A 21,110-nucleotide genomic window follows, 5' to 3' on the forward strand; every position below is an offset into this window, starting at 1 on the left:
TGCCCGCGGCAGAGTACGAATTCTATGCGGCTGCGCTGTAAGGAGGGAAGAATTCCATAGTCCTTCCGGATCGAAAGCGCAAGGTCGGTTTTGGATCAGAACGGCTTGACGATCACCAAGATCACGATCGCGATCATCAGCACCGTGGGAACTTCGTTCATCAGGCGCCAGAACCGCGCCGGCCGCTGATTGCGGTCTTCGGCGAAACGGCGCACCGATGCCGAGAAATAGCCATGCGCACCCGACATCGCAAGAACCAGTGCAATCTTTGCGTGCAGCCAGCCACCGGAAAACCCGAATCCCTGCCAGGCGAGCCACAGCCCCAGCGCCCAGCTCACCGTCATCGCCGGATTGATGATCGCCCGCAACAGCCGGCGTTCCATCACCTTGAAGGTTTCAGACTGCGCCGAGCCCGGCTCTGCCTGGCAATGATAGACGAACAGGCGCGGCAGATAGAGCATCCCGGCCATCCACGAGATCACCGCGATGACATGGACGGCCTTGATCCAGAGATAATATCCAGCCAGGTCGAAAGCCAGCAGCGCCAGCACCGCGAGCGCCAGCACGATCAGCCCGACGATCGCCCTGACGAGCGGGCTCGGTCCTGCCGCCGATGTCCCGTCCGATTTCATGCCTTGCTCCGAACCCGCGCGATCATCGCTTCGACATGCGCGATCGGTGTTTGCGGGGTGATGCCATGTCCGAGATTGAAGATCAGCGGCCCGTCGGACAGGTGCTCGAGGATCCGATCGACCCCTTTGCCGAGCGCGTCTCCGCCCGCCACCAGCCGCAACGGATCGAGATTGCCCTGCACGGCGCCCCCGGCCTGCAGGCGACGCGCCTGGGAAAGCGGCACGGTCCAGTCGAGCCCCAGCCCGTCGACACCGGTTGCCGCGCGATAATTGTCGAAACGGCTGCCGGCGCCTTTGGGAAAGCCGATCACCGGAATGTCGGGATGCCGCTCCTTGATCGTCGCCACCATTTGCGCCACCGGCTTCACGCAGAACCGGGTAAACTCTTCCTCGCCGAGCACCCCGGCCCAGGAATCGAAGATCTGCACCGTATCGGCGCCGGCTTCGATCTGACGCAGCAGATAGGCGGCCGATATCTCGGTCAAAACCCCGATCAGCCGGTCCATGGCTTCCGGTTCCGTGTAGGCGAACAGCCGCGCCGGCGCCTGGTCGGGCGTCCCGTGCCCGGCGATCATATAGGTCGCGACCGTCCATGGCGCGCCGCAAAAGCCGATCAGCGCGGTTTCTGCCGGCAAAGTCTGCCGCAGACGCGACACGGTTTCGTAGACCGGCGCCAGCCTTTGGTGAAAATCGCTTGGATCGAGGTCGCCGATCTCGGCCGCTTCGATCGGCGTCATCAGCGGCCCTTTGCCTTCCTCGAAGCGCAGATCGCGGCCGAGCGCATGCGGTACGACCAGAATGTCGGAAAACAGGATCGACGCGTCAAAACCGAACCGCCTGATCGGCTGCATGGTCACTTCGACCGCCAGATCGGGATTGTAGCACAGATCGAGAAAGCTCCCCGCCTTCTTCCTGACCTGCCTGTATTCCGGCAGATACCGTCCGGCCTGCCGCATCATCCAGAGCGGTGGCGGGGAGAGGCTTTCGCCTTTCAGGACGCGAATCAGCCTTCGGTCACTGCCCATGCGGAATCCTTCCAGTTGCGGACTTAATTAAAGAAAGAGATTTGAGAAGGGAACTTCTTGTTCTTCTATGACTCTGTCGAAAACGGGGATTGGCGCCAGTCCCCAGATTGTCGCGGTGCGGCTCAACCGAATCGGCCGAACGGTCGTGTACGTCCTGGAATGTTGATAGCGGGGATTGCCAAAAATTTCGCTTGGATTTCAATATGTTGAAAAAGAGACGATTCTTTCCCGAATTCAAGGCCCCGTGGACGGCGTGCCCGGCCCACCGAGTTCTCAACAGCGCCGGAATCTTGTCCAGATCACCCTGGATTGTGGAAGACTCGGCATCTGATACAGTCGCTTCGCCTCGGCCGGTCCCTGGGTCGGGCTTATCCACATTTGCCAACAGGACCGCCGTGCCCCTGTGAATAGACCTCAGAGCTTTTTCCATCTCCATTTGATATCCGATGCGACCGGCGAGACCCTGCTTGCCGCCGGCCGGGCGGCGGCGGCCCAGTACAAGGACGCCCGCGCCGTCGAGCACATCTATCCGCTGATAAGGACCGAACGGCAGCTCCAGGCCGTATTGGACGAGATCGACGCCGAACCGGGCATCGTTCTTTATACCGTCGTCGACGAGACGCTGGCGCGCACCATCGACGAACGCTGCGCGGCGATGGGCCTGCCCTGCGTGTCGGTGCTCGAGCCGGTACTGACCGTGTTCCAGTCCTATCTCGGCGCGCCGGCCGGCCGCCGGGTCGGCGCCCAGCACGCGCTCGATGCCGATTATTTCCGACGCATCGACGCGCTGAATTTCACCATGGATCACGATGACGGCCAGCTGCCCGCCGACATCGAGGAGGCCGACATCGTCCTGGTCGGCATTTCGCGCACCTCCAAGACACCGACCAGCATCTATCTGGCCAATCGCGGCATCAAGACCGCCAATGTGCCGATCGTGCCGGGCGTGCCGGTGCCCGAAGCGCTGTCGCGGGCCAAAAAGCCGCTGATCGTCGGCCTGGTCGCCTCAGCCGAACGCATCTCGCAGGTGCGCCACCATCGTATTCTGGGCGCCACGGCCGATTTCGACGCCGGCGCATACACCGACCGGGCTCATATCGTTCAGGAACTGACCTATGCACGCCAGATCTGCACCCGCAACGGCTGGCCGATGATCGACGTCAGCCGCCGATCGATCGAAGAGACCGCCGCCGCCATTCTTGCACTGCGCGGCAGAAGCCGCTAGCGAGCCGATCATGACCAAGATTCAGACCCGACCGCCGCTCATTCTCGCCTCGCAGAGCCCGTTCAGGCTCAAAATGCTCGCCGATGCCGGCGTGCCGGTCGAGGCGCAGTCGGCCGGGATCGACGAGCGCGCCGTCGAGGCCCCGCTGCGCGGCAGCGGTGCCACGGCCGAGGATGTCGCCATGGTGCTCGCCGAAGCCAAGGCAGGCGCCGTCAGCGAAAAAAGGCCGGAGGCGCTGATCATCGGCGCCGATCAGACATTGTCGCTCGACGGCGAACTGCTCCACAAGCCCGCCGACATGGCCGAGGCACGGCGCCGGCTGTTGCAGCTGTCAGGCAAGACCCATCAACTCAACAGCGCCGTGGCGCTGGTTCGCGGCGGCGAGACCCTGTGGCGGCACGTCTCCGTCGCGCACATGACGGTGCGCGCGCTGGAGCCCGACTTCGTCGGCCGGCATCTCGCCCGCGTCGGCGACGCCGCGCTGACCAGCGTCGGCGCCTATCAGGTCGAGGGCGAGGGCATTCAGCTTTTCGAGCGCATCGAGGGCGACTTTTTCGCCATTGTCGGCCTGCCGCTGCTGCCGCTCCTGGCCGCGCTGCGCGACCTGGGCGCCATCGATGGCTGAGCCGGCGCGGCGCGCCTTCGTCTGCGGCTGGCCGGTCGCGCATTCGCGCTCGCCGTTGATCCATCGATACTGGCTGGCCGAACACGATATCGATGGCAGCTACGACGCCGTTGCGGTCGAACCGGCCGGTTTCGACGATTTCGTCCGCGGGCTGCAGGAGGCGGGCTGGGCCGGCGGCAACGTCACCATTCCGCACAAGCAGCGCGCGGTCGCGCTGGCCGAGCGTCGCGACGCCGCTGCCGAAAGGATCGGCGCGGCCAATACGCTGTGGTTTGAAAACGGCAGGCTTCATGCCGCCAACACCGATTGGTCGGGTTTTGCCGCGAACCTCGATCAGGGCGCGCCGGGCTGGCGCGAGGGCGAGCGTGCCGTCGTGCTGGGCGCCGGCGGCGCGGCACGGGCGGTGATTCACGCCCTGCAAATCGCCGGCTATCGGCACATCGCCATCGTCAACCGCACGGTTGAGAGGGCGCAGGTCCTCGCCGCGCGTTTCGGCGCCGGCGTCGATGTTGCCCCCCTGGAGAGCCTGGGCGGCCTGCTTGCGCATTGCGACCTCCTGGTCAACACGACCTCGCTCGGCATGGACGGTGCGCCCGGCCACGCGTTCGATCTTGACCGGCTCGGCGACCGCACGATCGTGACCGACATCGTTTATGTGCCGCTGGTCACGCCGTTGCTCGCGCAGGCCGCGGCGCGCGGCTGCGTGACCGTCGACGGGCTCGGCATGCTGTTGCATCAGGCCGTGCCCGGTTTCGAAGCCTGGTTCGGGGTGCGGCCGCAGGTGACCGACGCGCTGCGCGCGCTTGTCGTTGCCGATATGGAGAAAAACAAATGATCGTTCTCGGCCTCACCGGTTCGATCGGCATGGGCAAATCGACCACGGCGCGGTTCTTTTCAGACTATGGCGTGCCGGTCCACGATGCCGATGCCGCGGTTCACGCGCTTTACGAAGGAAAGGCGGTTCCGCTGGTCGGCGAACGGTTTCCCGACGCCATCGTTGCCGGCAGGGTCGATCGCGCGCGGCTGGCCGAGCAGGTCCTGGGCAGGCCCGAAGCGCTCAAGGCGCTGGAGGCGATCGTCCATCCGCTGGTGCGCGCCGCCGAACTCGAATTCCTCGCCGCGCACAGGAAAAAGGGCACGCCGCTGGTCGTGCTCGACATTCCGCTTCTTTACGAGACCGGCGGCGAACAAAGGGTTGATCGCGTTCTGGTCGTGACCGCGCCCGAAGAGGTGCAGCGCGAGCGGGTGCTCGCCCGGCCGGGCTTGACGCCCGAGCGCCTGCAAAACATCCTCGACAAGCAGGTTCCGGATGCCGAAAAGCGCCGCCGCGCCGATTTCGTGCTCGATACCGGACAGGGCATGGACCATGCCCGTCGCCGGGTCGGGGAGATCATCGCTGTCCTGACCGGGAAAACCGATGCATCGCCACAGTGACGCCGCCGGCGCGCCGGCATGGCCGTGAAGCCTGTGGTGAAACCGCCGCCGTGGAGCAAAGGTGATTCAGCCGTGGGCCATCATGGTCTAGTCTGGCCATCGAATCGGGATTCGAGGCGGCGATGCGCGAGATCATTTTTGATACCGAAACCACCGGCCTCGACGCCCGCGAAGACCGCGTGATCGAGATCGGGGCGGTCGAACTGGTCAACCGATTTCCCTCCGGCCGGGTCTTTCACGTCTATATTCATCCCGAAAACCGGGCCATTCATCCCGATGCGCAGGCCGTGCACGGCATCAGCCTGGCCGATCTGGAGGGAAAGCCGGTGTTTTCCGAGATCGCCGGGGATTTTCTTGCTTTTGTCGGCGACGGCAAGCTGGTGGCGCACAATGCCGGCTTCGACATGGGCTTCATCAATCAGGAGTTTGCCCGCTTAGGCATCGATGCGGTGGATCCGAACCGCGTAATCGATACGCTGGCGATCGCGCGGCGCAAGCATCCCATGGGGCCGAACTCGCTCGACGCCCTGTGCCGGCGCTACGGTATCGACAATAGCCGCCGCACCAAGCATGGCGCCTTGCTCGATTCGGAACTGCTGGCCGAAGTCTATATCGAGCTGGTGGGCGGCAAGCAGGCCGCGCTCGGGCTGGAAGTGCGCGGCTCCGACACCGAGGAAACCGGGCGCGACATCGACATGATCGCGATCAGGCCGCGCGCGCGCGCCCTGCCGTCGCGTCTCACGGCCTCGGCGCGCGCAGCCCACGCGAAAATGGTCGAAACGCTCGGAGAAAACGCGATCTGGTCGCGGATCGACATTCGGCAAGACGAAAAGACACCCGACTGAGCGGGCTCGATTCTGGTGGGTGGACCAGACCCGGCCGCGCGGCGGGCGCGACGGGCCTTGCCGGTCAGCTTGCCTGGGCTTTGGCCTTGGCCTGATCCTCGGCGACCTTTTTCTGGAAGATCTGCGCGAAGTCGATCGGGTCGAGCATCAGCGGCGGGAAGCCGCCATTGCGCGTCGCGTCCGCGATGATCTGGCGCGCGAACGGGAAAAGCAGCCGCGGGCATTCGATGAACAGCACCGGCAGCACGTGCTCCTTGGGGAACCCGGCCACCCGGAACACGCCGCCATAGGCGAGTTCGACGTTGAACAGCACCGAGTCCTGATGGCTGGCCTTGGCCGTCAGCATCAAATTGACGTCGTACTCGTTTTCCGAGATCGAGTTGGCGTTGACATTGACATTGATATTGATGTTCGGAGCCTGGTCGCGCCCGCGCAGCGAGTTCGGCGCGCCGGGGCTTTCGAAGGACAGGTCCTTGACATATTGGGCCAGAACGTTGAGCGACGGCTGCGCGCCGTTGCCGTTCCCGGTGGTTGCGGCGGCGCCGGCCGCTTCTTTCGACTTCTCGTCAGCCATTCGATCATGCCCTTGCCTGGAGGCCGCATCGCGGCCCGAAAATTTGCGCGTTCGCTATCATGGGCGGCTGTCTGAAACAAGCGCGCAAGCGCAATCGCCGGTCTCCGGCGTCGCCGATCGCCCTATTCGTCGCGTTTCGGCCCTTTCCAGGGCGAGTCCGCCGGACCGGAGCGGGAAAAATCCTTCTCGTCGAGGTCGATGACCGTTTCGTCGCGGGGGGTGAAGTCCGGTTCGGGCCTTCCTCCGACATTGAAATGCACTTTCAGTCGTGACTTCACCAGCGACCAGACCGCGTCGCGCAACGCCGGCACGAACAGCGCGAAGCCGCATGCGTCAGTGACGAAACCCGGCAGCAGCAGCAGCAGCCCGGCGAACAGAATCATCGCGCCGTGCACCAGCTCGCGCTGCGGCACGCGCCCGGCATCCGTTTCCGCCTGGATGCGGCGCAGCAGTCCGAACCCCTGGACCCGCAGCAGCACGGAGCCGATCAAAGCGGTCAGAACCACGATCGCCAGGGTCGCGAAAACGCCGATCCGCCCGCCGATCGCGACAAAAGCCGCGATTTCAAGCAGCGGAACGACCAGAAATATCGCAAAAAGGGTTGGAAATCTCACACTAATCACTTCGCCTGTCCGCGGATGGGACTGTTGTGATAAAATGGCTCGCAAAACGATGATGCGACCTGCACGTTCCCAACATAGTCATGCTACGGTCGGATTTGAATGATTGACCGTCGCGTTCTATATGCAATCGTCTGGGTCCGGTTCCACCGGGCCGGGACACACGGTTAACAACAACGGCGACGATTTTCGAGGCGGTTCGGCGGACACGATGGAATTTCTGGATATCGGAACACTGTTTTTCGTCGTCGCCGCGGTGGTGATCTTTCTCCAGTTGCGCAACGTTCTGGGGCGCCGGACGGGGAGTGAGAAACCGCCCTTCGATCCCTATACGGCCAAGCGCACGCGCGAGACCGACACCGACAGGCCGCAGGACAATGTGGTGTCGTTGCCGCGACGCAAATCAACCGGCGAGGGCGACCAGGAAACGCCCTATGCGGCGATCGACAAATATGCCGCGCCGGGCTCGGAGCTCAACAAGGGGCTGCGCGCCATCCACGACGCCGATCCCTCCTTCGATCCGCGCGGCTTCACCGAGGGCGCCAAGCTCGCCTACGAGATGATCGTCATGGCCTATGCCGACGGCGACCGCAAGACACTGAAAAACCTCCTGTCGCGCGAGGTCTATGACGGGTTCGTCGCCGCGATATCCGAGCGCGAGAAACGGTCGGAAAAGATCCAGTCCTCCTTCGTCGGCATCGACAAGGTCGATATCGTTTCGGCCGAGATGAAGGGAACGGAGGCGCATCTCACCCTGCGCATCGTCAGCGAGCTGATTTCGGCGACGCGCGACGGCGCCGGCGAGGTGATCGACGGCGATCCCGAAACGGTTGCCGAGGTCAAGGATGTGTGGACCTTCGCCCGCGACACGCGCTCGCGCGATCCGAACTGGAAACTGGTGGCCACGGAAGCCGAAGACTGATTACCGGCGTGGTCGGCCCGTGTCCTTGTCTCCCCTTCTGCGGCGCGTCGGGTTCGACGATGTGCCCGGCTGGGACGCCGACGATAGCCGGGCCGCGTTCGCGGCCTATCGGCGCAGCGCTAAGAAGGCGGCAACACGGACCTATCGGACCGGCAGCCTCGGCATAGAAGCCGCCGCCTTCGCGCCGGCCCATGCCGCCGCCTGCGCCGCCCCGCCAGATGACGTCGGCGCGGCACGAACTTTCTTCGAAACCCATTTCGCTGCCTTTCGCGTCGCACCGGACGACCGCGCGCGCGGTTTCGTCACCGGGTATTACGAACCCGAAGTCGACGCCGCGCCGCGGGCCTCGCCCGTTTTCAAATATCCGCTTTTGGCGCGCCCGGCCGATCTGGTTGCGGTCGACGACAGCAACCGGCCCCCCGGTCTCGATCCGTATTTCGCCTTCGCCCGCCAATATCCGGATGGTCGGATCGGCGAATATTTCGACCGTGCCGCGATCGAGAGCGGGGCGCTGTCGGGCCGGGGGCTGGAGATCGCCTGGCTGGCGGACCCCGTCGACGTGTTTTTCATCCATGTCCAGGGCGCGGCGCGGCTGCGCATGCCCAACGGCGCGGTCAAGCGTGTGACCTATGCCGCCAAGAGTGGACATCGCTTCACGGGACCCGGCGGAATTCTGGCCGAAATCGGCGAATTGGCGCGCGAAAACGTCACAATGCAGACGATTCGGGCCTGGTTTTGCGAAAATCCGCAGCGAATCTCCGAGATTTTGTGGCAAAATCGCTCCTTTATCTTCTTCAAGGAAGCGCCGGTCGACGATCCCGCGCTTGGCCCGGTCGCTGCGGCCAAGGTGCCGCTGACGCCCGGTCGCTCGCTTGCGGTCGACCGCCTGCTGCACACGTTCGGCACCCCGGTTTACGTTCATGCGCCGGATCTCGCGGCGTTCGGCGCGGCGCCGTTTTCACGGCTGATGATCGCCCAGGACACCGGCTCCGCCATTACCGGTCCCGCCCGCGGCGATCTGTTTGCCGGCTCCGGCGCGGCGGCCGGCGACATCGCCGGCGTGATCCGGCACGAGGCCGATTTTTTCGTGCTCGTTCCGCGTGTTCTGGCCGACGGGGCCGGCGGATGAGAAACCGGGCGACAAAGGGCCTGACCGAGCAGGACCGGATCTTGTGGGAACGGGTCGCCCGCACCGCCACGCCGCTCAAGGGCCGCCATGCGCCGCCGGCCGAGATCGCGGCGCCGGTTTCCGCATCGCCGCAACAAGACCAGGCGGGCGCGGGCACACGCCGGGCGTCGGTCGCGACCGCGCCGCGGCAGCAGGCCAAGCCCGCGCAGCAGGCGGCCGGCGGCATCGACCGGCCGACCCGGCAGAAACTGGCCAAGGGCCGCGTCGCGCTCGAGGCCAGCGTCGATCTGCACGGTCTGACGCAGAGCCAGGCGCACGGGCTGCTTCTGTCCTTCCTGATGCGCGCCCATGCCGCCGGCATCCGCCATGTGCTGGTCATCACCGGCAAGGGCGCCTCGTTCGGCAGCGAAGGCGTCCTGCGCCGCGCCGTCCCCGGCTGGCTGGCGACCCCCTCCTTCCGCGCCATCGTTGGCGGGTTCGAACCCGCCGCGCGCCATCATGGCGGTCATGGCGCGCTTTATATCCGTCTGCGGCGGGCCGGTGACGGGGCGCGCTGATGACGCCGTTTGGTGAAAAAATGCGCGCCATGCGCCGCGACAAGGGCGTGACCCAGAAGGAGATGGCGCAGGCGCTCGGCGTCAGCCCGGCCTATCTGTCGGCGCTCGAGCGCGGCCATCGCGGCGTGCCGAGCTGGACGTTCCTGCAAAAGGTGCTCGGCTATTTCAACATTATCTGGGACGATGCGGAGGAATTGCGCCGGATCGCCGAACAGTCCCGGCCCCGGGTGGTGATCGACACCTCCGGGCTTTCGCCCGCCGCGACCCGCCTCGCCAATCTGCTGGCCACCGACATCGCCCGGCTCGACGAGGACGACATCGCCGCGCTGATCGAGCGGATCCGGGCGGCGGGACGGCGCTCGAAGCGCTTCGACTGATCTTTTTCCGCCGTGTGCGACGGGCGTCCGGCAATCAATCGGCCGCAAACAGCGCCTTGAGTTCGCTCAGCCTGTCGTTGACCAGCCAGCCATAATAGTTTTCCTCCGGCAGCCGCTTCTCCTCGCCCTTTGCCGCGCGTTCGGCGTTTTCCCGGCGCAGCGCCTGTGCCCGTTCGCGCGGATTGCCGACATTGTAGAGCGTCGCGGTGATGCCGGGATTGTTGGAAATGTCGAACCCGGCGATCTCGGCATAGGCGTCGATCGCGGTTTTCAGCGTCGCCGCGACATAGGGCAGGGTAAGGTCCGGGTCCATGATCGTGCGGTAGACCTGCTGCGGATAGCGATGATCGAGCTTGGGCAATCCGGAAACCCGGTGCACCGTGTCGCTCATCTGCAGGGCCGTCAGCGGGTTGAGCTGGCCGATCCCGAACGTCTGGCCCGCGTAAAAGGGCTGGAAGAACACCGCGCTGAAGCGGTTGTTCGGAAATCCCTTGCCGTCGACGACGCGGCCGCGGAACTGGGTGTTCCAGACCCTTTCGCGACAAGTCCACACCGCGTAACTGCCGGTTTCGGCATCGCAGGCGGCGAATTGCGGCCGCTTGATGAAGACGTCGACATCCTCGCCGTCATAGGCGAAGGAAAACCGCGTCGTCAGGTAGGATACCGCCTTGACGTAATAGGTCTGCAGCCGGTCATACGCATCGACATTGTAGGTATGTTCGCCGACGATGGCGCCGACGATATGCATCGGATCGATGCGGTAGGCGGAGGCGGCCTCGACGATCTTGGTCCGTAGCGTGTCGTCGCGTTTCAGCAGTGCGTAGACCTTGCGGTATTTGGCCTCGAACGTGGTCTTGAGCGCGCGTGTGCGCGATCCCGAACCGAACGGGATGTCGGGTTGCTCGACGTGCCGGTTGCCGACGGGCACCGGCGTTGCCGCCTGCGCGGGGGGCGCGATCAGGCCTGCCGCCAGGATCAGGATCCAAAAAAACTGCCTTGCCATATGTCCCAGAGCCGTTCGTTTTTGAACCGCCACGGTAGGAAACGCGCGGCCCCGAGTCGATAGCGCCAAGGGTGACTTGTTGCCCTTTGGGCCGTCGAAACGGAAACACCGCTTCGACATCCTTGCCACTTCCTAAAGAATGAATCGGGACAAATCTGTGTTCTTGGCCAGATCGCCGACATTCCTGGCGACATAGTCGGCATCGATCGTCAGCGACGATCCCGACCGGTCGGGCGCCTCGAAGGAGATATCGTCGAGCACGCGTTCCATCACCGTCTGCAGCCGGCGCGCGCCGATATTTTCCACCGAGGCGTTGAGATCGACGGCGATGCCGGCCAGCGAATCGATGGCGTCGTCGGTGAAGTCGAGCGTCACGCCCTCCGTCTGCATGAGCGCGACATATTGCTTGATCAGGCTCGCCTCGGTTTCAGTCAGGATGCGCCGGAAATCCTCCTTCTCCAGCGCCCGCAGTTCGACGCGGATCGGCAGCCGGCCCTGCAGCTCCGGCAGCAGGTCCGACGGCTTCGAGACGTGGAAGGCGCCCGAGGCGATAAACAGAATATGGTCGGTCTTGACCGGCCCGTATTTGGTGGCGACCGTGGTGCCCTCGACCAGCGGCAGCAGGTCGCGCTGCACGCCCTCGCGGGACACGCCGGCCCCAACGCCGCTGTCGCGCGTGGCGATCTTGTCGATCTCGTCGAGGAAGACGATCCCGTCATTTTCCGTGATCGACAGCGCCCGGCTCACCACCTCGTCCTGGTCGAGCAGCTTGTCGGATTCGTCGTTGATGAGATGGGCGTAAGAGTCCTTGACCGTGGTCTTGCGTGTCTTGGTACGCCCGCCCATCGCCTTCGACAGCATGTCGTTGATGTTGAGCACGCCGATATTGGCGCCCGGCATGCCGGGGATCTCCAGGGACGGGCCGGAAGTGTCGGCGACCTCGACCTCGATCTCCTTGTCGTCGAGCTCGCCGCTTCTCAGCTTCTTGCGAAAGCTGTCGCGGGTCGCCGGGCTGGCATTCTTGCCCACCAGCGCCTCCAGCACCCGCTCCTCGGCATTGATATGCGCGCGCGCCTTGACGTCCTCGCGCATCTTGTCGCGCACCAGGCCCATCGCCACCTCGACCAGGTCGCGGATGATCTGTTCGACGTCGCGGCCGACATAACCGACCTCGGTGAATTTGGTCGCTTCCACCTTGATGAAGGGCGCGCCGGCGAGCCGCGCCAGCCGGCGCGAGATCTCGGTCTTGCCGACGCCGGTCGGGCCGATCATCAAGATGTTTTTCGGCATCACCTCCTCGCGCATCTGGCCTTCGAGCTGCTGGCGCCGCCAGCGGTTGCGCAGCGCGATCGCCACGGCGCGCTTGGCGTCCTTCTGGCCGATAATGTAGCGGTCGAGCTCGGAAACGATCTCGCGGGGGGAAAATGTGGTCATGACGGGATCTCTTTTGTGTTTTCGCCGTGCTGCATCAAGAGGCAGTCGCCGGTGCGCCCGGCAAGATGCGGGATCGGCCGATAGCCGGCTTTTTCATAAGCGCGTATGGCGCGGCGATTATTCGGATCGGGATCGATGATGATCGTGGTGTGGCCTTGTTCGCGCAGCATTCGGGTGAATGCGCCGAGCGCCGCCGAGCCGATCCCTTTTGACAGCATGTTTTCCTCGCCGATGGAAATATCCACCCCGACCGTTTCGGGAAGGAATTCCGCCAGCCAGGGGTGGTCCGCGATCCAGTCCTCGTTCTGGTGGTGGCCGACATGCCAATACTGGATATAGCCGACCGGCGCACCATCGAGCAGGATGATGAAAGGGTGTGTCGTGTCGCGGCCTTCCACCATGTCGCGGATGTAGCCGAGTTCCACCTCCGGCTCGCCCCACCAGCGGCGCAGATGCGGGCTGTCGAGCCAGGTCCGCAGCACGGGGTAGTCGTCTGGCGTCACCGGCCGGAAGGAGATGTCCTGCGTGTCAATCGGCATCGAGTGTTTCGATCACGACGTTGCGGTTCGTGTAGACGCAGATGTCGGCTGCGATCTCCATCGCGGCGCGGGCGATCTCCTCGGCCGACTTGTCGGTGTCGGCGAGCGCGCGCGCGGCGGCCAGCGCGTAATTGCCGCCGGAGCCGATCGCCATCACCCCGTGCTCGGGTTCCAGCACGTCGCCGGTGCCGGTAAGCGCCAGGGTCACGCTCTTGTCGGCGACCAGCATCATCGCCTCGAGCCGACGCAGATAGCGGTCGGTGCGCCAGTCCTTGGCCAGTTCCACACAGGCCCGCGTCAACTGGTCGGGATATTGTTCGAGCTTGGTCTCGAGCCGTTCGAGCAGGGTGAAGGCGTCGGCGGTCGCGCCGGCGAAACCGGCGATCACGTTGCCCTTGCCCAGGCGCCGGACCTTGCGGGCATTGCCCTTCATGACCGTCTGCCCCATCGAGACCTGACCGTCTCCGGCGATCACCACGGTGCCGCCCTTGCGCACGGTAACGATGGTGGTCGCATGCATTGCGGGTGCTTCTGACATGAATGGCTCCAATGACACGTGACCGAGGCGCGGCGTTTCGACAGGGCCTTATTTATGCAGCGCGGGCCGGATTGCAAATCTGCACCGGACAATGGTCTGCATGCTCCGGCGAACTGGCATTCCCCGCGCGCCACTGTTAGAAGGCAGCGCCACGCTACTTTCAGGACAAGCGAGATGGACGCCAGCACCGGTCGCACCGCAACGATCAGCCGCAAGACCAACGAGACCGCCATCGAGGTGGCCGTCGATCTCGACGGCGGCGGCAAACACGACATCGTAACCGGCGTCGGCTTCTTCGACCATATGCTCGAGCAGCTGTCGCGCCATTCGCTGATCGACATGACGATCAGGACGAAGGGCGACCTGCACATCGACGACCACCACACGGTCGAGGATACCGGCATCGCCATCGGGCAGGCCATCGCCCGCGCGCTCGGCGAGCGGCGCGGCATCACCCGCTACGCCTCGCTCGATCTCGCCATGGACGAAACGCTGACGCGGGCCGCCGTCGACATATCGGGCCGGCCGTTCCTGGTCTGGAACGTGCCTTTCTCGGCGCCCAAGATCGGCACGTTCGATACCGAGCTGGTGCGCGAGTTCTTCCAGGCGCTCGCCCAGAATGCCGGCATCACGCTGCATGTGACGACGCTTTACGGCGCCAACAACCATCATGTCGCCGAGACCTGCTTCAAGGCCGTCGCGCGGGTTCTGCGTGTCGCGCTCGAAGCCGATCCGCGTCAACCCGACGCCGTGCCCTCGACCAAAGGCACGCTTGGCTAGGAACCCGCTTATGGCCAGTTTCGTCGTTCTGGAGCCTTCCGGTGACCGTCCCGCCGCCGACATGAGATTCGTCCGCGACGGTTTTGCCTGGCTCGGCCTTCTGCTGCCCTTCTTCTGGCTTTTGTGGCACCGGCTGTGGATCGAGGCGTTGCTTTTCCTGGCCGCCTCGATCGGACTGGCGCTGCTGGTCGAATTCGCCGGTCTGGGCGTGGTCGCGCCGTTCCTGTCGCTCATTCTGGCGCTTTATGTCGGCATCGAAGGTGCGACGCTGCGGGTCTGGGCGGCAACCCGTCGCGGCTGGCGCGAATGGGGCGTCGTGGAGGCCGACACGCTCGAGGACGCCGAGGCGCGCTATTTCGCCGAACGCGGCGACGCTGCGGAACCCGAGCGGATCGTCCAGCGCGCCGAGCCATCCCGCACGGTGAGGCCGGGCGTTTCCGGCGAACCCGCGCTCGGCCTGCTCGACTATCCCGCGCGAGGCTGACAATGCGTGTCGCCATCATCGATTACGGCTCCGGCAATCTGCGCTCGGCCGTCAAGGCCTTCGAGCGCGCCGCGCGCCAGGCCGGCATCGCAGCCGAGATCGAGCTGACATCAAATGCCGAACGGGTGCGCACGGCCGACCGCGTCGTGCTGCCGGGCGTGGGCGCCTATGCCGATTGTCGCGCCGGCCTCGATGCCGTGCCCGGCATGGTCGAGGCGATCGACGAGGCCGCGATTGCCAGGGGCCGGCCCTTCCTCGGCATCTGCGTCGGCATGCAGCTGATGGCGCAGCGCGGCCTGGAAAAGACGACGACGAAGGGTTTCGGCTGGATCGCCGGCGACGTGGTCCGCATCGAGCCCGCCGAGCCCGCCTTGAAAGTTCCCCAGATCGGCTGGAACACGATCGCGCTCGTGCGGCCGCACCCGCTGTTTGAGGGCATTGCGACCGGCGAAAGCGGGCTGCACGCCTATTTCGTCCATTCCTATCATCTGCAGACGCGGCTGGCCGAGGAACTGGTCGCCGTCACCGACTATGGCGGCCGGATCACGGCGGCGGTCGGCCGCGACAACCTTGCCGGCACCCAGTTCCATCCCGAAAAGAGCCAGGCGCTCGGCCTGGCCCTGATCGCCAATTTCCTGAGGTGGAGGCCATGAGCCGCAAAGCGTGTTGGATCGCAACGGCCGCAAACAGGGCGGGAGCCGAGGCATGATCCTGTTTCCCGCCATCGATCTCAAGGACGGCCAGTGCGTGCGCCTGAAGCTCGGCGACATGGCGACCGCCACGGTCTATAACGCCGATCCGGCCGCACAGGCCGGGGCCTTCGAGGCGCAGGGGTTCGACTGGCTGCACGTCGTCGACCTGAACGGCGCCTTCGCCGGCGAGAGCGTCAACGGCGCCGCCGTCGAGGCGATCCTGAAGGCGACGCGGAACCCGGTCCAGCTCGGCGGCGGCATCCGCACGCTCGCCGATATCGAGGCCTGGCTCGACAAGGGGCTGGCGCGCGTCATTTTGGGCACGGTGGCGGTGCGCGATCCCGATCTGGTCAAAGAGGCCTGCCGGCTTTTTCCCGGCAAGATCGCGGTCGGCATCGACGCCAAGGGCGGCAAGGTCGCCGTGGAAGGCTGGGCCGAGGCCTCCAAGCTCGGCGTGATCGAGCTGGCCGAGCGTTTCGAGGGCGCCGGCGTGGCCGCCATCATCTATACCGACATCGACCGCGACGGCGTGCTTTCGGGCATCAACTGGGAGGCGACCATCGATCTGGCCAACGCGGTCTCGATCCCCGTCATCGCCTCGGGCGGGCTTGCCTCGATCGCCGATATCGTGCGCATGACCATGCCCGACGCGAAGCGGCTCGAAGGCGCGATTTCCGGCCGCGCGCTTTACGACGGGCGCATCGACCCTGCCGCGGCGCTGGCCGTGCTCGGCGGCGCCAAACCTCCGGCCGGGCTGTTCGAGGACCCGGCATGACCCTGAAAGCCCGCGTCATCCCCTGTCTCGACGTCAAGGACGGCCGCGTCGTCAAGGGCGTCAATTTCGTCGACCTGATCGATGCCGGCGATCCCGTCGAGGCCGCCAAGGCCTATGACGCGGCCGGCGCCGACGAATTGTGCTTTCTCGACATCACCGCCTCGTCCGACAATCGCGAGACGATTTTCGACGTGGTGGCGCGCACGGCCGAGCAGTGTTTCATGCCGCTGACCGTCGGCGGCGGCGTGCGCGCGGTCGCCGATATCCGCAAGCTGCTGCTGGCCGGCGCCGACAAGGTGTCGATCAACACGGCGGCGGTGAAAAATCCCGATTTCGTCGCCGAGGCGGCCGACAAGTTCGGCAACCAGTGCATTGTCGTGGCGATCGACGCCAAGAAGGTGTCGGCGCCGGGCGAGGCCGCGCGCTGGGAGATCTTTACTCATGGTGGCCGCGAGAAGACCGGCATCGAGGCGATCGGGTTCGCACAAAAAATGGTCGAACGCGGCGCCGGCGAGATCCTGCTGACCTCGATGGATCGCGACGGCACCAAGGCCGGTTACGATTTGGCGTTGACGCGGGCGGTCGCCGACGCCGTGCGCGTGCCGGTGATCGCGTCGGGCGGCGTCGGCACGCTCGACCATCTGGTCGAGGGCGTCCGCGACGGCCACGCCGCCGCCGTGCTTGCCGCCTCGATCTTTCATTTCGGCACCCATTCCATCACCGAGGCCAAGCACTTTATGGAAGCGGCCGGCATCGCCGTGCGCCTCGACCCGGCGGCGCCGGGCGGAGCACGACCATGAGCGGATTTTCCCTGACCGATCTGGAAAAGATCATCGCCGAGCGCGGTCGCTCCGGCGATCCGCAGTCGTGGACGGCGAAGCTTTTTGCCGGCGGCACCGACAAGGCGGCGCAGAAGCTCGGCGAGGAAGCCGTGGAAACGGTGATCGCGGCGGTGCGCGGCGATCGCGACGGGCTGGTTTCTGAAAGCGCCGATCTTGTCTATCATTGGCTGGTGGTGCTGGCACTCGCCGATGTGCCGGTTGCCGATGTGCTGGCCGAACTCGAGCGCCGTACGGCGCGCTCCGGCATTGCCGAAAAGGCGGCGCGCAAGGAGTGAGGCGGGCGCGAAAGGGAAGGTGATGGACCAGCTTGCTCCGGACCTGAAATATTCGCCCTACCGCTTCTTCAGCGCGGCGCGCTGGGCAGGCTTTCGCGCCGACACCCCGCTCACCCTGACCGAGGACGAGGTTCGCCGGCTGAGCTCGCTCAACGACCCGGTCGATCTCGACGAGGTCCGCCGCATCTACCTGTCGCTGTCGCGGCTCTTGTCGGCCCATGTCGAGGCGAGCCAGCTTTTGTTTCACCAGCGCAAGGTGTTCTTCAACACCGGCGACGTGGTCAAGACGCCCTTCATCATCGGCATCGCCGGTTCGGTCGCGGTCGGCAAGTCGACGACGGCGCGCATTCTCCAGGAACTTCTGGGGCGCTGGCCGTCGAGCCCCAAGGTCGACCTGGTCACCACCGACGGGTTTTTGTACCCCAACGAGGTGCTGCGCGGCGAAAACATCATGGACCGCAAGGGCTTTCCGCAGAGCTACGATGTCGGCCAGCTGTTGCGGTTCCTGTCGGCGATCAAGTCCGGCGAGCCGGACGTGCGCGCCCCGGTCTATTCCCACCTGACCTATGACGTGGTGCCCGGCGAATATGTGCTGATCGACCGGCCCGACATCCTGATCTTCGAGGGCATCAACGTTCTGCAGACCCGCGACCTGCCCCCGGACGGGCGCGCGGTGCCGGTGGTGTCGGATTTCTTCGATTTCTCGATCTATATCGACGCCGACGAAGACCTGATCCACACTTGGTATATCGACCGTTTCATGCGCCTGCGCGAGACCGCCTTCCGCAACCCGCAATCCTTTTTCCACCGCTACTCGCAGCTTTCCGAGGACGCCGCGCGCGCCATCGGCGAAAACCTGTGGGCCAATATCAACCTGAAGAACCTGCGCGAGAATATCGTGCCGACCAGGCCGCGCGCCGACCTGATCCTGCGCAAGGGCGCCGACCATCTGGTCGAGGAGGTGGCGCTGCGCAAGCTATAGGCGCCATGCCGCCGCGCGGGACGATCCGACGCCCTCCTTCGCAGCCGGCGGGCAGTCGCAATCCGGCCTGGCCCATCGCGCTTGTGAGGCCGCCGGATGTGGGTTAGGTCGAGCCCGCGAACGGGTCCGCGAGCCAAGGAGAACGGCAGATGACGACGACGACGGTTTTGCCCGCCGGGCCGCGGGAGCTGCGCTTTCCGTTTCCCGACACGCCCGAGACCGGCACGGTCAGCGAGGTCGCGCCCGGCATTTTGTGGGCGCGCATCCCGCTGCCCTTCCGCCTCGACCACGTCAACATCTACCTGATCGAGGACGGCGACGGCTGGGCCGTGCTCGACACCGGCATCGCCAACGGGAAGACCCGCGAAATCTGGCGGGCGCTGGTCGCCGGGCCGCTGGCCGGCCGGCGCCTGACGCGGCTGATCGTCAGCCATTATCACCCCGACCATATCGGGCTGGCCGGCTGGCTGTGCGACCGGTTCGACCTGCCGCTTCTGACCAGCCATTCGGCCTATCTCGGCTGTCTCAACATCTCGCTCAGCCCGGGCGCGCTCGATGCCGCGCCCTATCGCGACCATTACCGCCGCCACGGCATGGCGGACGACGCGGCGCGCCTGGTCAGCACCCAGGGCCACAATTATCTGCGCATGGTGGCGCCGCTGCCGCCGGTTTTTTCGCGGCTGGTGGCTGGCGACACGCTGACGCTCGGCGGGCGCGATTTCGAGGTGCTGGCCGGCGACGGCCACGCGCCGGAGCAGCTGATGCTCTACTGGCGCGACGGCAACGTGTTTTTGGCCGCCGACCAGGTGCTGGCCAGGATATCGCCCAATATCGGCGTGTGGGCGGTCGAACCGGAGGGGGACCCGCTCGGGCTCTACCTGCGTTCGCTCGCCGCGCTGCGCGCGACGATCCCGGCCGACGCGCTGGTGCTGCCCGGCCACCAGCTTCCCTTTGTCGGGCTGCACCAGCGCTGCCGCGAGCTGGCCGCCCATCATGACGAGCGCTGCGCGGCGATCGCCGAGGCCTGCAGCGCGAAGCCGCGCTCGGTGGCCGATCTGCTGCCCTTCGTGTTCCCCCGCGCGCTCGATCCGCACCAGATGGGTTTCGCCTTCAGCGAGGTCCACGCCCACGTCAACCGCATGAAGCGGCAGGGCAGGCTGGTGCGCGACGCAAAGGACGAGGATGTGCACCGCTACCGGCTGGCCTGAGGCCACAGCCAGCGCCGGACGCGGGCCCGTTCCGCCGCGCCAGGCGCGGTCGGCCCGACACGCAGGAAGGCGGAAAGATCAGCGGCGGCGCCGCGATCACGCCCGGATGGTCATGGGAGCGTTGGTCGGAGGCGGCCATGAAACGGGCCTTCTGGGGGTGGGCTCAGAAGGGCTTAGGCTCTCTAGTGGCTAGAGGTGCAATGGACATCGAGCCTGTTTCAAACGCGAAGGTCGGCGTTGGGGTGGATTCCTGCCCGGTCGCTTCTGGGCGCCGAACTGGGAAAACAGCCATCCAGGTGGCCGACGCACTTCGACCGCAGCGCGCCTCCTCTTAAGACCTTCCGGCAGGCGGCATTTGATCCCGAGAGCAGCCCCTTCCCGACGCGTGCGGCCTTGCGTGTTTCGATGTTCGCGCGTTAGCTGGGCCGTTGCTCGAACGCTGCCGATTTTCGGGGTCGCCTGCTTCTGATACCCTTCACCGCAGAGACAGGGCGAGGGAGGTCATTTGTGAAAAAGGAGGTTCGTCAACTCCGCGAGAAGGCCATCAATGCGCTCGTACTCGCCATCGAACATTTCAATAGACCTTGGGACCGCGGCAGGACCGAAGCCGTTCTCATCCTGCTCGACCATTCATTTGAAATGCTGCTCAAGGCGGCGATCCGCGAGCGGCACGGGAAAATCCGCAAGCCCCGGGAAAAGCAAACCATCGGGTTCGACGCTTGCGTCCGGAAGGGACTGACCGACGCGAGTTTGCGGTTCCTGACGGACGAGCAGGCTCTCACGCTCCAGTCGATTAATGGGCAGCGCGATGCCGCACAGCACTACCTCGTCGATATGTCGGAGCATCAGCTCTACTTCTACGCCCAGGCGGGCGTGACCCTCTTCCGCGACATCCACGATGACGTCTTCGAGGAAAAGCTCCTGATCCGGCTGCCCGAGCGCGTCCTTCCGGTTTCTACCACGGCCCCGAAAGACCTGACGACTCTGTTCGACAGGGAAGTCGACGAGATCAAAGGGCTGTTGGCTCCCGGGAAACGAAAGAAGATGGACGCGGTTGCCAAGGCACGCAGCCTGGCGGTTCTGGAAAGCGCAGTGAAGGGCGACTACGAACAGCCCAGTGACCGCGAGTTGGAGAAGGTTTGTAAAAGGTTATCGGGAGGGGAGGCCTGGACGTCCGTTTTTCCCGGTGTGGCGTCTATTAACATCACGGCTGAGCATGACGGGCCAAGCCTTAGTCTGCGCCTGACCAAGAATGAGGGCACCCCTGTCCAACTGCTGAAGGAAGGGGAGGGAACCGGCGCGGTTGTGGCGGTGCGGCGCGTAAATGAGCTGGACTTCTATAGTCTTGGAGCGGCTCTACTGGCGAAGAAGGTGGGGCTCACGATCCCCAAGTCTCGGGCCGTGGTCGACCACCTCAATCTGCGTGACGATCCAGAATGCTTTAAGGAGATTGCGATTGGCGGCATCACGCACCCACGCTATTCGCCCAAGGCAATCAAGCGAATCCAACAGGCGCTCGAAAGGGAGTCGATCGACGATATCTGGAAAGCTTATCGTGCAAAGCAAAAGGCCGACAAGTAAATAGGGGGAGAA

General features: G+C 65.1%; 26 protein-coding genes. 18 read left to right on the top strand and 8 right to left on the bottom strand.

Annotation, left to right across the window (positions count from 1 at the left end):
- Positions 1 to 95 precede the first annotated feature (95 nt).
- Both hemJ and hemE read right to left on the bottom strand, forming a co-directional pair.
- Complete coding sequence (gene hemJ, locus ACT2B0_RS19365) at positions 96 to 632, bottom strand: protoporphyrinogen oxidase HemJ (protein ID WP_473459916.1); 537 nt, start codon at positions 630 to 632, stop codon at positions 96 to 98.
- Positions 629 to 1,657: a uroporphyrinogen decarboxylase gene (gene hemE / locus ACT2B0_RS19370; RefSeq protein ID WP_473459917.1), complete on the bottom strand. Its 1,029-nt coding sequence runs from the start codon at positions 1,655 to 1,657 to the stop codon at positions 629 to 631. Before hemE ends, hemJ begins: the two co-directional genes overlap by 4 nt.
- A 403-nt stretch (positions 1,658 to 2,060) precedes the next feature.
- On the opposite strand from hemE, the gene ACT2B0_RS19375 reads away from it, so the two are divergent.
- From ACT2B0_RS19375 to dnaQ, 5 genes are all read left to right on the top strand, one after another.
- Positions 2,061 to 2,882: a pyruvate, water dikinase regulatory protein gene (locus ACT2B0_RS19375; RefSeq protein WP_473459918.1), complete on the top strand. Its 822-nt coding sequence runs from the start codon at positions 2,061 to 2,063 to the stop codon at positions 2,880 to 2,882.
- Between the two features lie 10 nt (positions 2,883 to 2,892).
- The gene (locus ACT2B0_RS19380) at positions 2,893 to 3,507 is read left to right on the top strand and encodes a Maf-like protein (protein WP_473459919.1); all 615 of its coding nucleotides are present in this window, start codon (positions 2,893 to 2,895) and stop codon (positions 3,505 to 3,507) included.
- A complete protein-coding gene (locus ACT2B0_RS19385) occupies positions 3,500 to 4,342 on the top strand; it encodes a shikimate dehydrogenase (protein WP_473459920.1) in 843 nt (280 codons plus the stop codon). The genes ACT2B0_RS19380 and ACT2B0_RS19385 overlap by 8 nt, the downstream gene beginning before the upstream one ends.
- A complete protein-coding gene (coaE, locus tag ACT2B0_RS19390) occupies positions 4,339 to 4,941 on the top strand; it encodes a dephospho-CoA kinase (protein ID WP_473459921.1) in 603 nt (200 codons plus the stop codon). Before ACT2B0_RS19385 ends, coaE begins: the two co-directional genes overlap by 4 nt.
- 122 nt (positions 4,942 to 5,063) lie before the next feature.
- Positions 5,064 to 5,786, top strand: coding sequence for a DNA polymerase III subunit epsilon (gene dnaQ, locus ACT2B0_RS19395; RefSeq protein ID WP_473459922.1), 723 nt, complete (start codon positions 5,064 to 5,066; stop codon positions 5,784 to 5,786).
- Positions 5,787 to 5,850: 64 nt separating this feature from the next.
- Here the strand turns inward: dnaQ and secB are convergent, their stop codons facing one another.
- Positions 5,851 to 6,360: a protein-export chaperone SecB gene (secB, locus tag ACT2B0_RS19400; RefSeq protein WP_473459923.1), complete on the bottom strand. Its 510-nt coding sequence runs from the start codon at positions 6,358 to 6,360 to the stop codon at positions 5,851 to 5,853.
- 122 nt (positions 6,361 to 6,482) lie between these two features.
- Complete coding sequence (locus tag ACT2B0_RS19405; RefSeq protein ID WP_473459924.1) at positions 6,483 to 6,974, bottom strand: FxsA family protein; 492 nt, start codon at positions 6,972 to 6,974, stop codon at positions 6,483 to 6,485.
- 217 nt (positions 6,975 to 7,191) lie between these two features.
- On the opposite strand from ACT2B0_RS19405, the gene ACT2B0_RS19410 reads away from it, so the two are divergent.
- Genes ACT2B0_RS19410 through ACT2B0_RS19425 form a run of 4 tightly spaced genes read left to right on the top strand, consistent with a single transcriptional unit; the run spans position 7,192 to position 9,965 of the window.
- Positions 7,192 to 7,902, top strand: a complete 711-nt coding sequence (locus tag ACT2B0_RS19410) for a Tim44/TimA family putative adaptor protein (protein WP_473459925.1) — start codon at positions 7,192 to 7,194, stop codon at positions 7,900 to 7,902.
- A gap of 19 nt (positions 7,903 to 7,921) precedes the next feature.
- Positions 7,922 to 9,031, top strand: coding sequence for a murein transglycosylase A (gene mltA / locus ACT2B0_RS19415; protein WP_473459926.1), 1,110 nt, complete (start codon positions 7,922 to 7,924; stop codon positions 9,029 to 9,031).
- Positions 9,028 to 9,588 carry a Smr/MutS family protein gene (locus ACT2B0_RS19420; RefSeq protein ID WP_473459927.1) on the top strand — a complete coding sequence of 187 codons (561 nt, stop codon included), beginning with the start codon at positions 9,028 to 9,030 and terminating at the stop codon, positions 9,586 to 9,588. Before mltA ends, ACT2B0_RS19420 begins: the two co-directional genes overlap by 4 nt.
- On the top strand, positions 9,588 to 9,965 hold the full coding sequence (locus ACT2B0_RS19425) for a helix-turn-helix domain-containing protein (RefSeq protein ID WP_473459928.1): 378 nt from the start codon (positions 9,588 to 9,590) through the stop codon (positions 9,963 to 9,965). Before ACT2B0_RS19420 ends, ACT2B0_RS19425 begins: the two co-directional genes overlap by 1 nt.
- Positions 9,966 to 9,999: 34 nt before the next feature.
- On the opposite strand, the gene ACT2B0_RS19430 is transcribed toward ACT2B0_RS19425, so the two are convergent.
- The 4 genes from ACT2B0_RS19430 to hslV all read right to left on the bottom strand — a co-directional run bounded on the left by ACT2B0_RS19430 (position 10,000) and on the right by hslV (position 13,479).
- Positions 10,000 to 10,968 (bottom strand): DUF1402 family protein, encoded by a 969-nt coding sequence (locus tag ACT2B0_RS19430; RefSeq protein WP_473459929.1) that lies wholly within the window; start codon positions 10,966 to 10,968, stop codon positions 10,000 to 10,002.
- Between the two features lie 132 nt (positions 10,969 to 11,100).
- Positions 11,101 to 12,402, bottom strand: coding sequence for an ATP-dependent protease ATPase subunit HslU (gene hslU, locus ACT2B0_RS19435; protein ID WP_473459930.1), 1,302 nt, complete (start codon positions 12,400 to 12,402; stop codon positions 11,101 to 11,103).
- Positions 12,399 to 12,941, bottom strand: coding sequence for a GNAT family N-acetyltransferase (locus ACT2B0_RS19440; protein WP_473459931.1), 543 nt, complete (start codon positions 12,939 to 12,941; stop codon positions 12,399 to 12,401). The genes hslU and ACT2B0_RS19440 overlap by 4 nt, the downstream gene beginning before the upstream one ends.
- On the bottom strand, positions 12,931 to 13,479 hold the full coding sequence (gene hslV, locus ACT2B0_RS19445; protein WP_473459932.1) for an ATP-dependent protease subunit HslV: 549 nt from the start codon (positions 13,477 to 13,479) through the stop codon (positions 12,931 to 12,933). The genes ACT2B0_RS19440 and hslV overlap by 11 nt, the downstream gene beginning before the upstream one ends.
- A gap of 174 nt (positions 13,480 to 13,653) precedes the next feature.
- Between hslV and hisB the strand changes: the two genes are divergently transcribed.
- The 9 genes from hisB (at position 13,654) to ACT2B0_RS19490 (ending at position 21,098) form a co-directional block, all read left to right on the top strand.
- Positions 13,654 to 14,259 (top strand): imidazoleglycerol-phosphate dehydratase HisB, encoded by a 606-nt coding sequence (gene hisB / locus ACT2B0_RS19450; protein ID WP_473459933.1) that lies wholly within the window; start codon positions 13,654 to 13,656, stop codon positions 14,257 to 14,259.
- Between the two features lie 10 nt (positions 14,260 to 14,269).
- Entirely contained in the window at positions 14,270 to 14,743 is a 474-nt protein-coding gene (locus tag ACT2B0_RS19455; RefSeq protein ID WP_473459934.1) for a DUF2628 domain-containing protein, read from the top strand.
- 2 nt (positions 14,744 to 14,745) lie between these two features.
- The gene (gene hisH / locus ACT2B0_RS19460; RefSeq protein WP_473459935.1) at positions 14,746 to 15,396 is read left to right on the top strand and encodes an imidazole glycerol phosphate synthase subunit HisH; all 651 of its coding nucleotides are present in this window, start codon (positions 14,746 to 14,748) and stop codon (positions 15,394 to 15,396) included.
- A 52-nt stretch (positions 15,397 to 15,448) separates the two neighbouring features.
- Complete coding sequence (gene hisA / locus ACT2B0_RS19465) at positions 15,449 to 16,210, top strand: 1-(5-phosphoribosyl)-5-[(5-phosphoribosylamino)methylideneamino]imidazole-4-carboxamide isomerase (protein WP_473459936.1); 762 nt, start codon at positions 15,449 to 15,451, stop codon at positions 16,208 to 16,210.
- Positions 16,207 to 17,010 carry an imidazole glycerol phosphate synthase subunit HisF gene (hisF, locus tag ACT2B0_RS19470; RefSeq protein WP_473459937.1) on the top strand — a complete coding sequence of 268 codons (804 nt, stop codon included), beginning with the start codon at positions 16,207 to 16,209 and terminating at the stop codon, positions 17,008 to 17,010. The genes hisA and hisF overlap by 4 nt, the downstream gene beginning before the upstream one ends.
- Positions 17,007 to 17,327 (top strand): phosphoribosyl-ATP diphosphatase, encoded by a 321-nt coding sequence (locus tag ACT2B0_RS19475; RefSeq protein ID WP_473459938.1) that lies wholly within the window; start codon positions 17,007 to 17,009, stop codon positions 17,325 to 17,327. The genes hisF and ACT2B0_RS19475 overlap by 4 nt, the downstream gene beginning before the upstream one ends.
- Before the next feature lie 22 nt (positions 17,328 to 17,349).
- Positions 17,350 to 18,309 carry a type I pantothenate kinase gene (gene coaA, locus ACT2B0_RS19480; protein WP_348488299.1) on the top strand — a complete coding sequence of 320 codons (960 nt, stop codon included), beginning with the start codon at positions 17,350 to 17,352 and terminating at the stop codon, positions 18,307 to 18,309.
- Positions 18,310 to 18,458: 149 nt separating this feature from the next.
- Positions 18,459 to 19,517 (top strand): MBL fold metallo-hydrolase, encoded by a 1,059-nt coding sequence (locus ACT2B0_RS19485; RefSeq protein WP_473459939.1) that lies wholly within the window; start codon positions 18,459 to 18,461, stop codon positions 19,515 to 19,517.
- 507 nt (positions 19,518 to 20,024) lie between these two features.
- Positions 20,025 to 21,098, top strand: coding sequence for a DUF3644 domain-containing protein (locus ACT2B0_RS19490; RefSeq protein WP_473459940.1), 1,074 nt, complete (start codon positions 20,025 to 20,027; stop codon positions 21,096 to 21,098).
- Positions 21,099 to 21,110: the final 12 nt, after the last annotated feature.

This window comes from Nitratireductor sp. J20-h4, assembly GCF_056780505.1.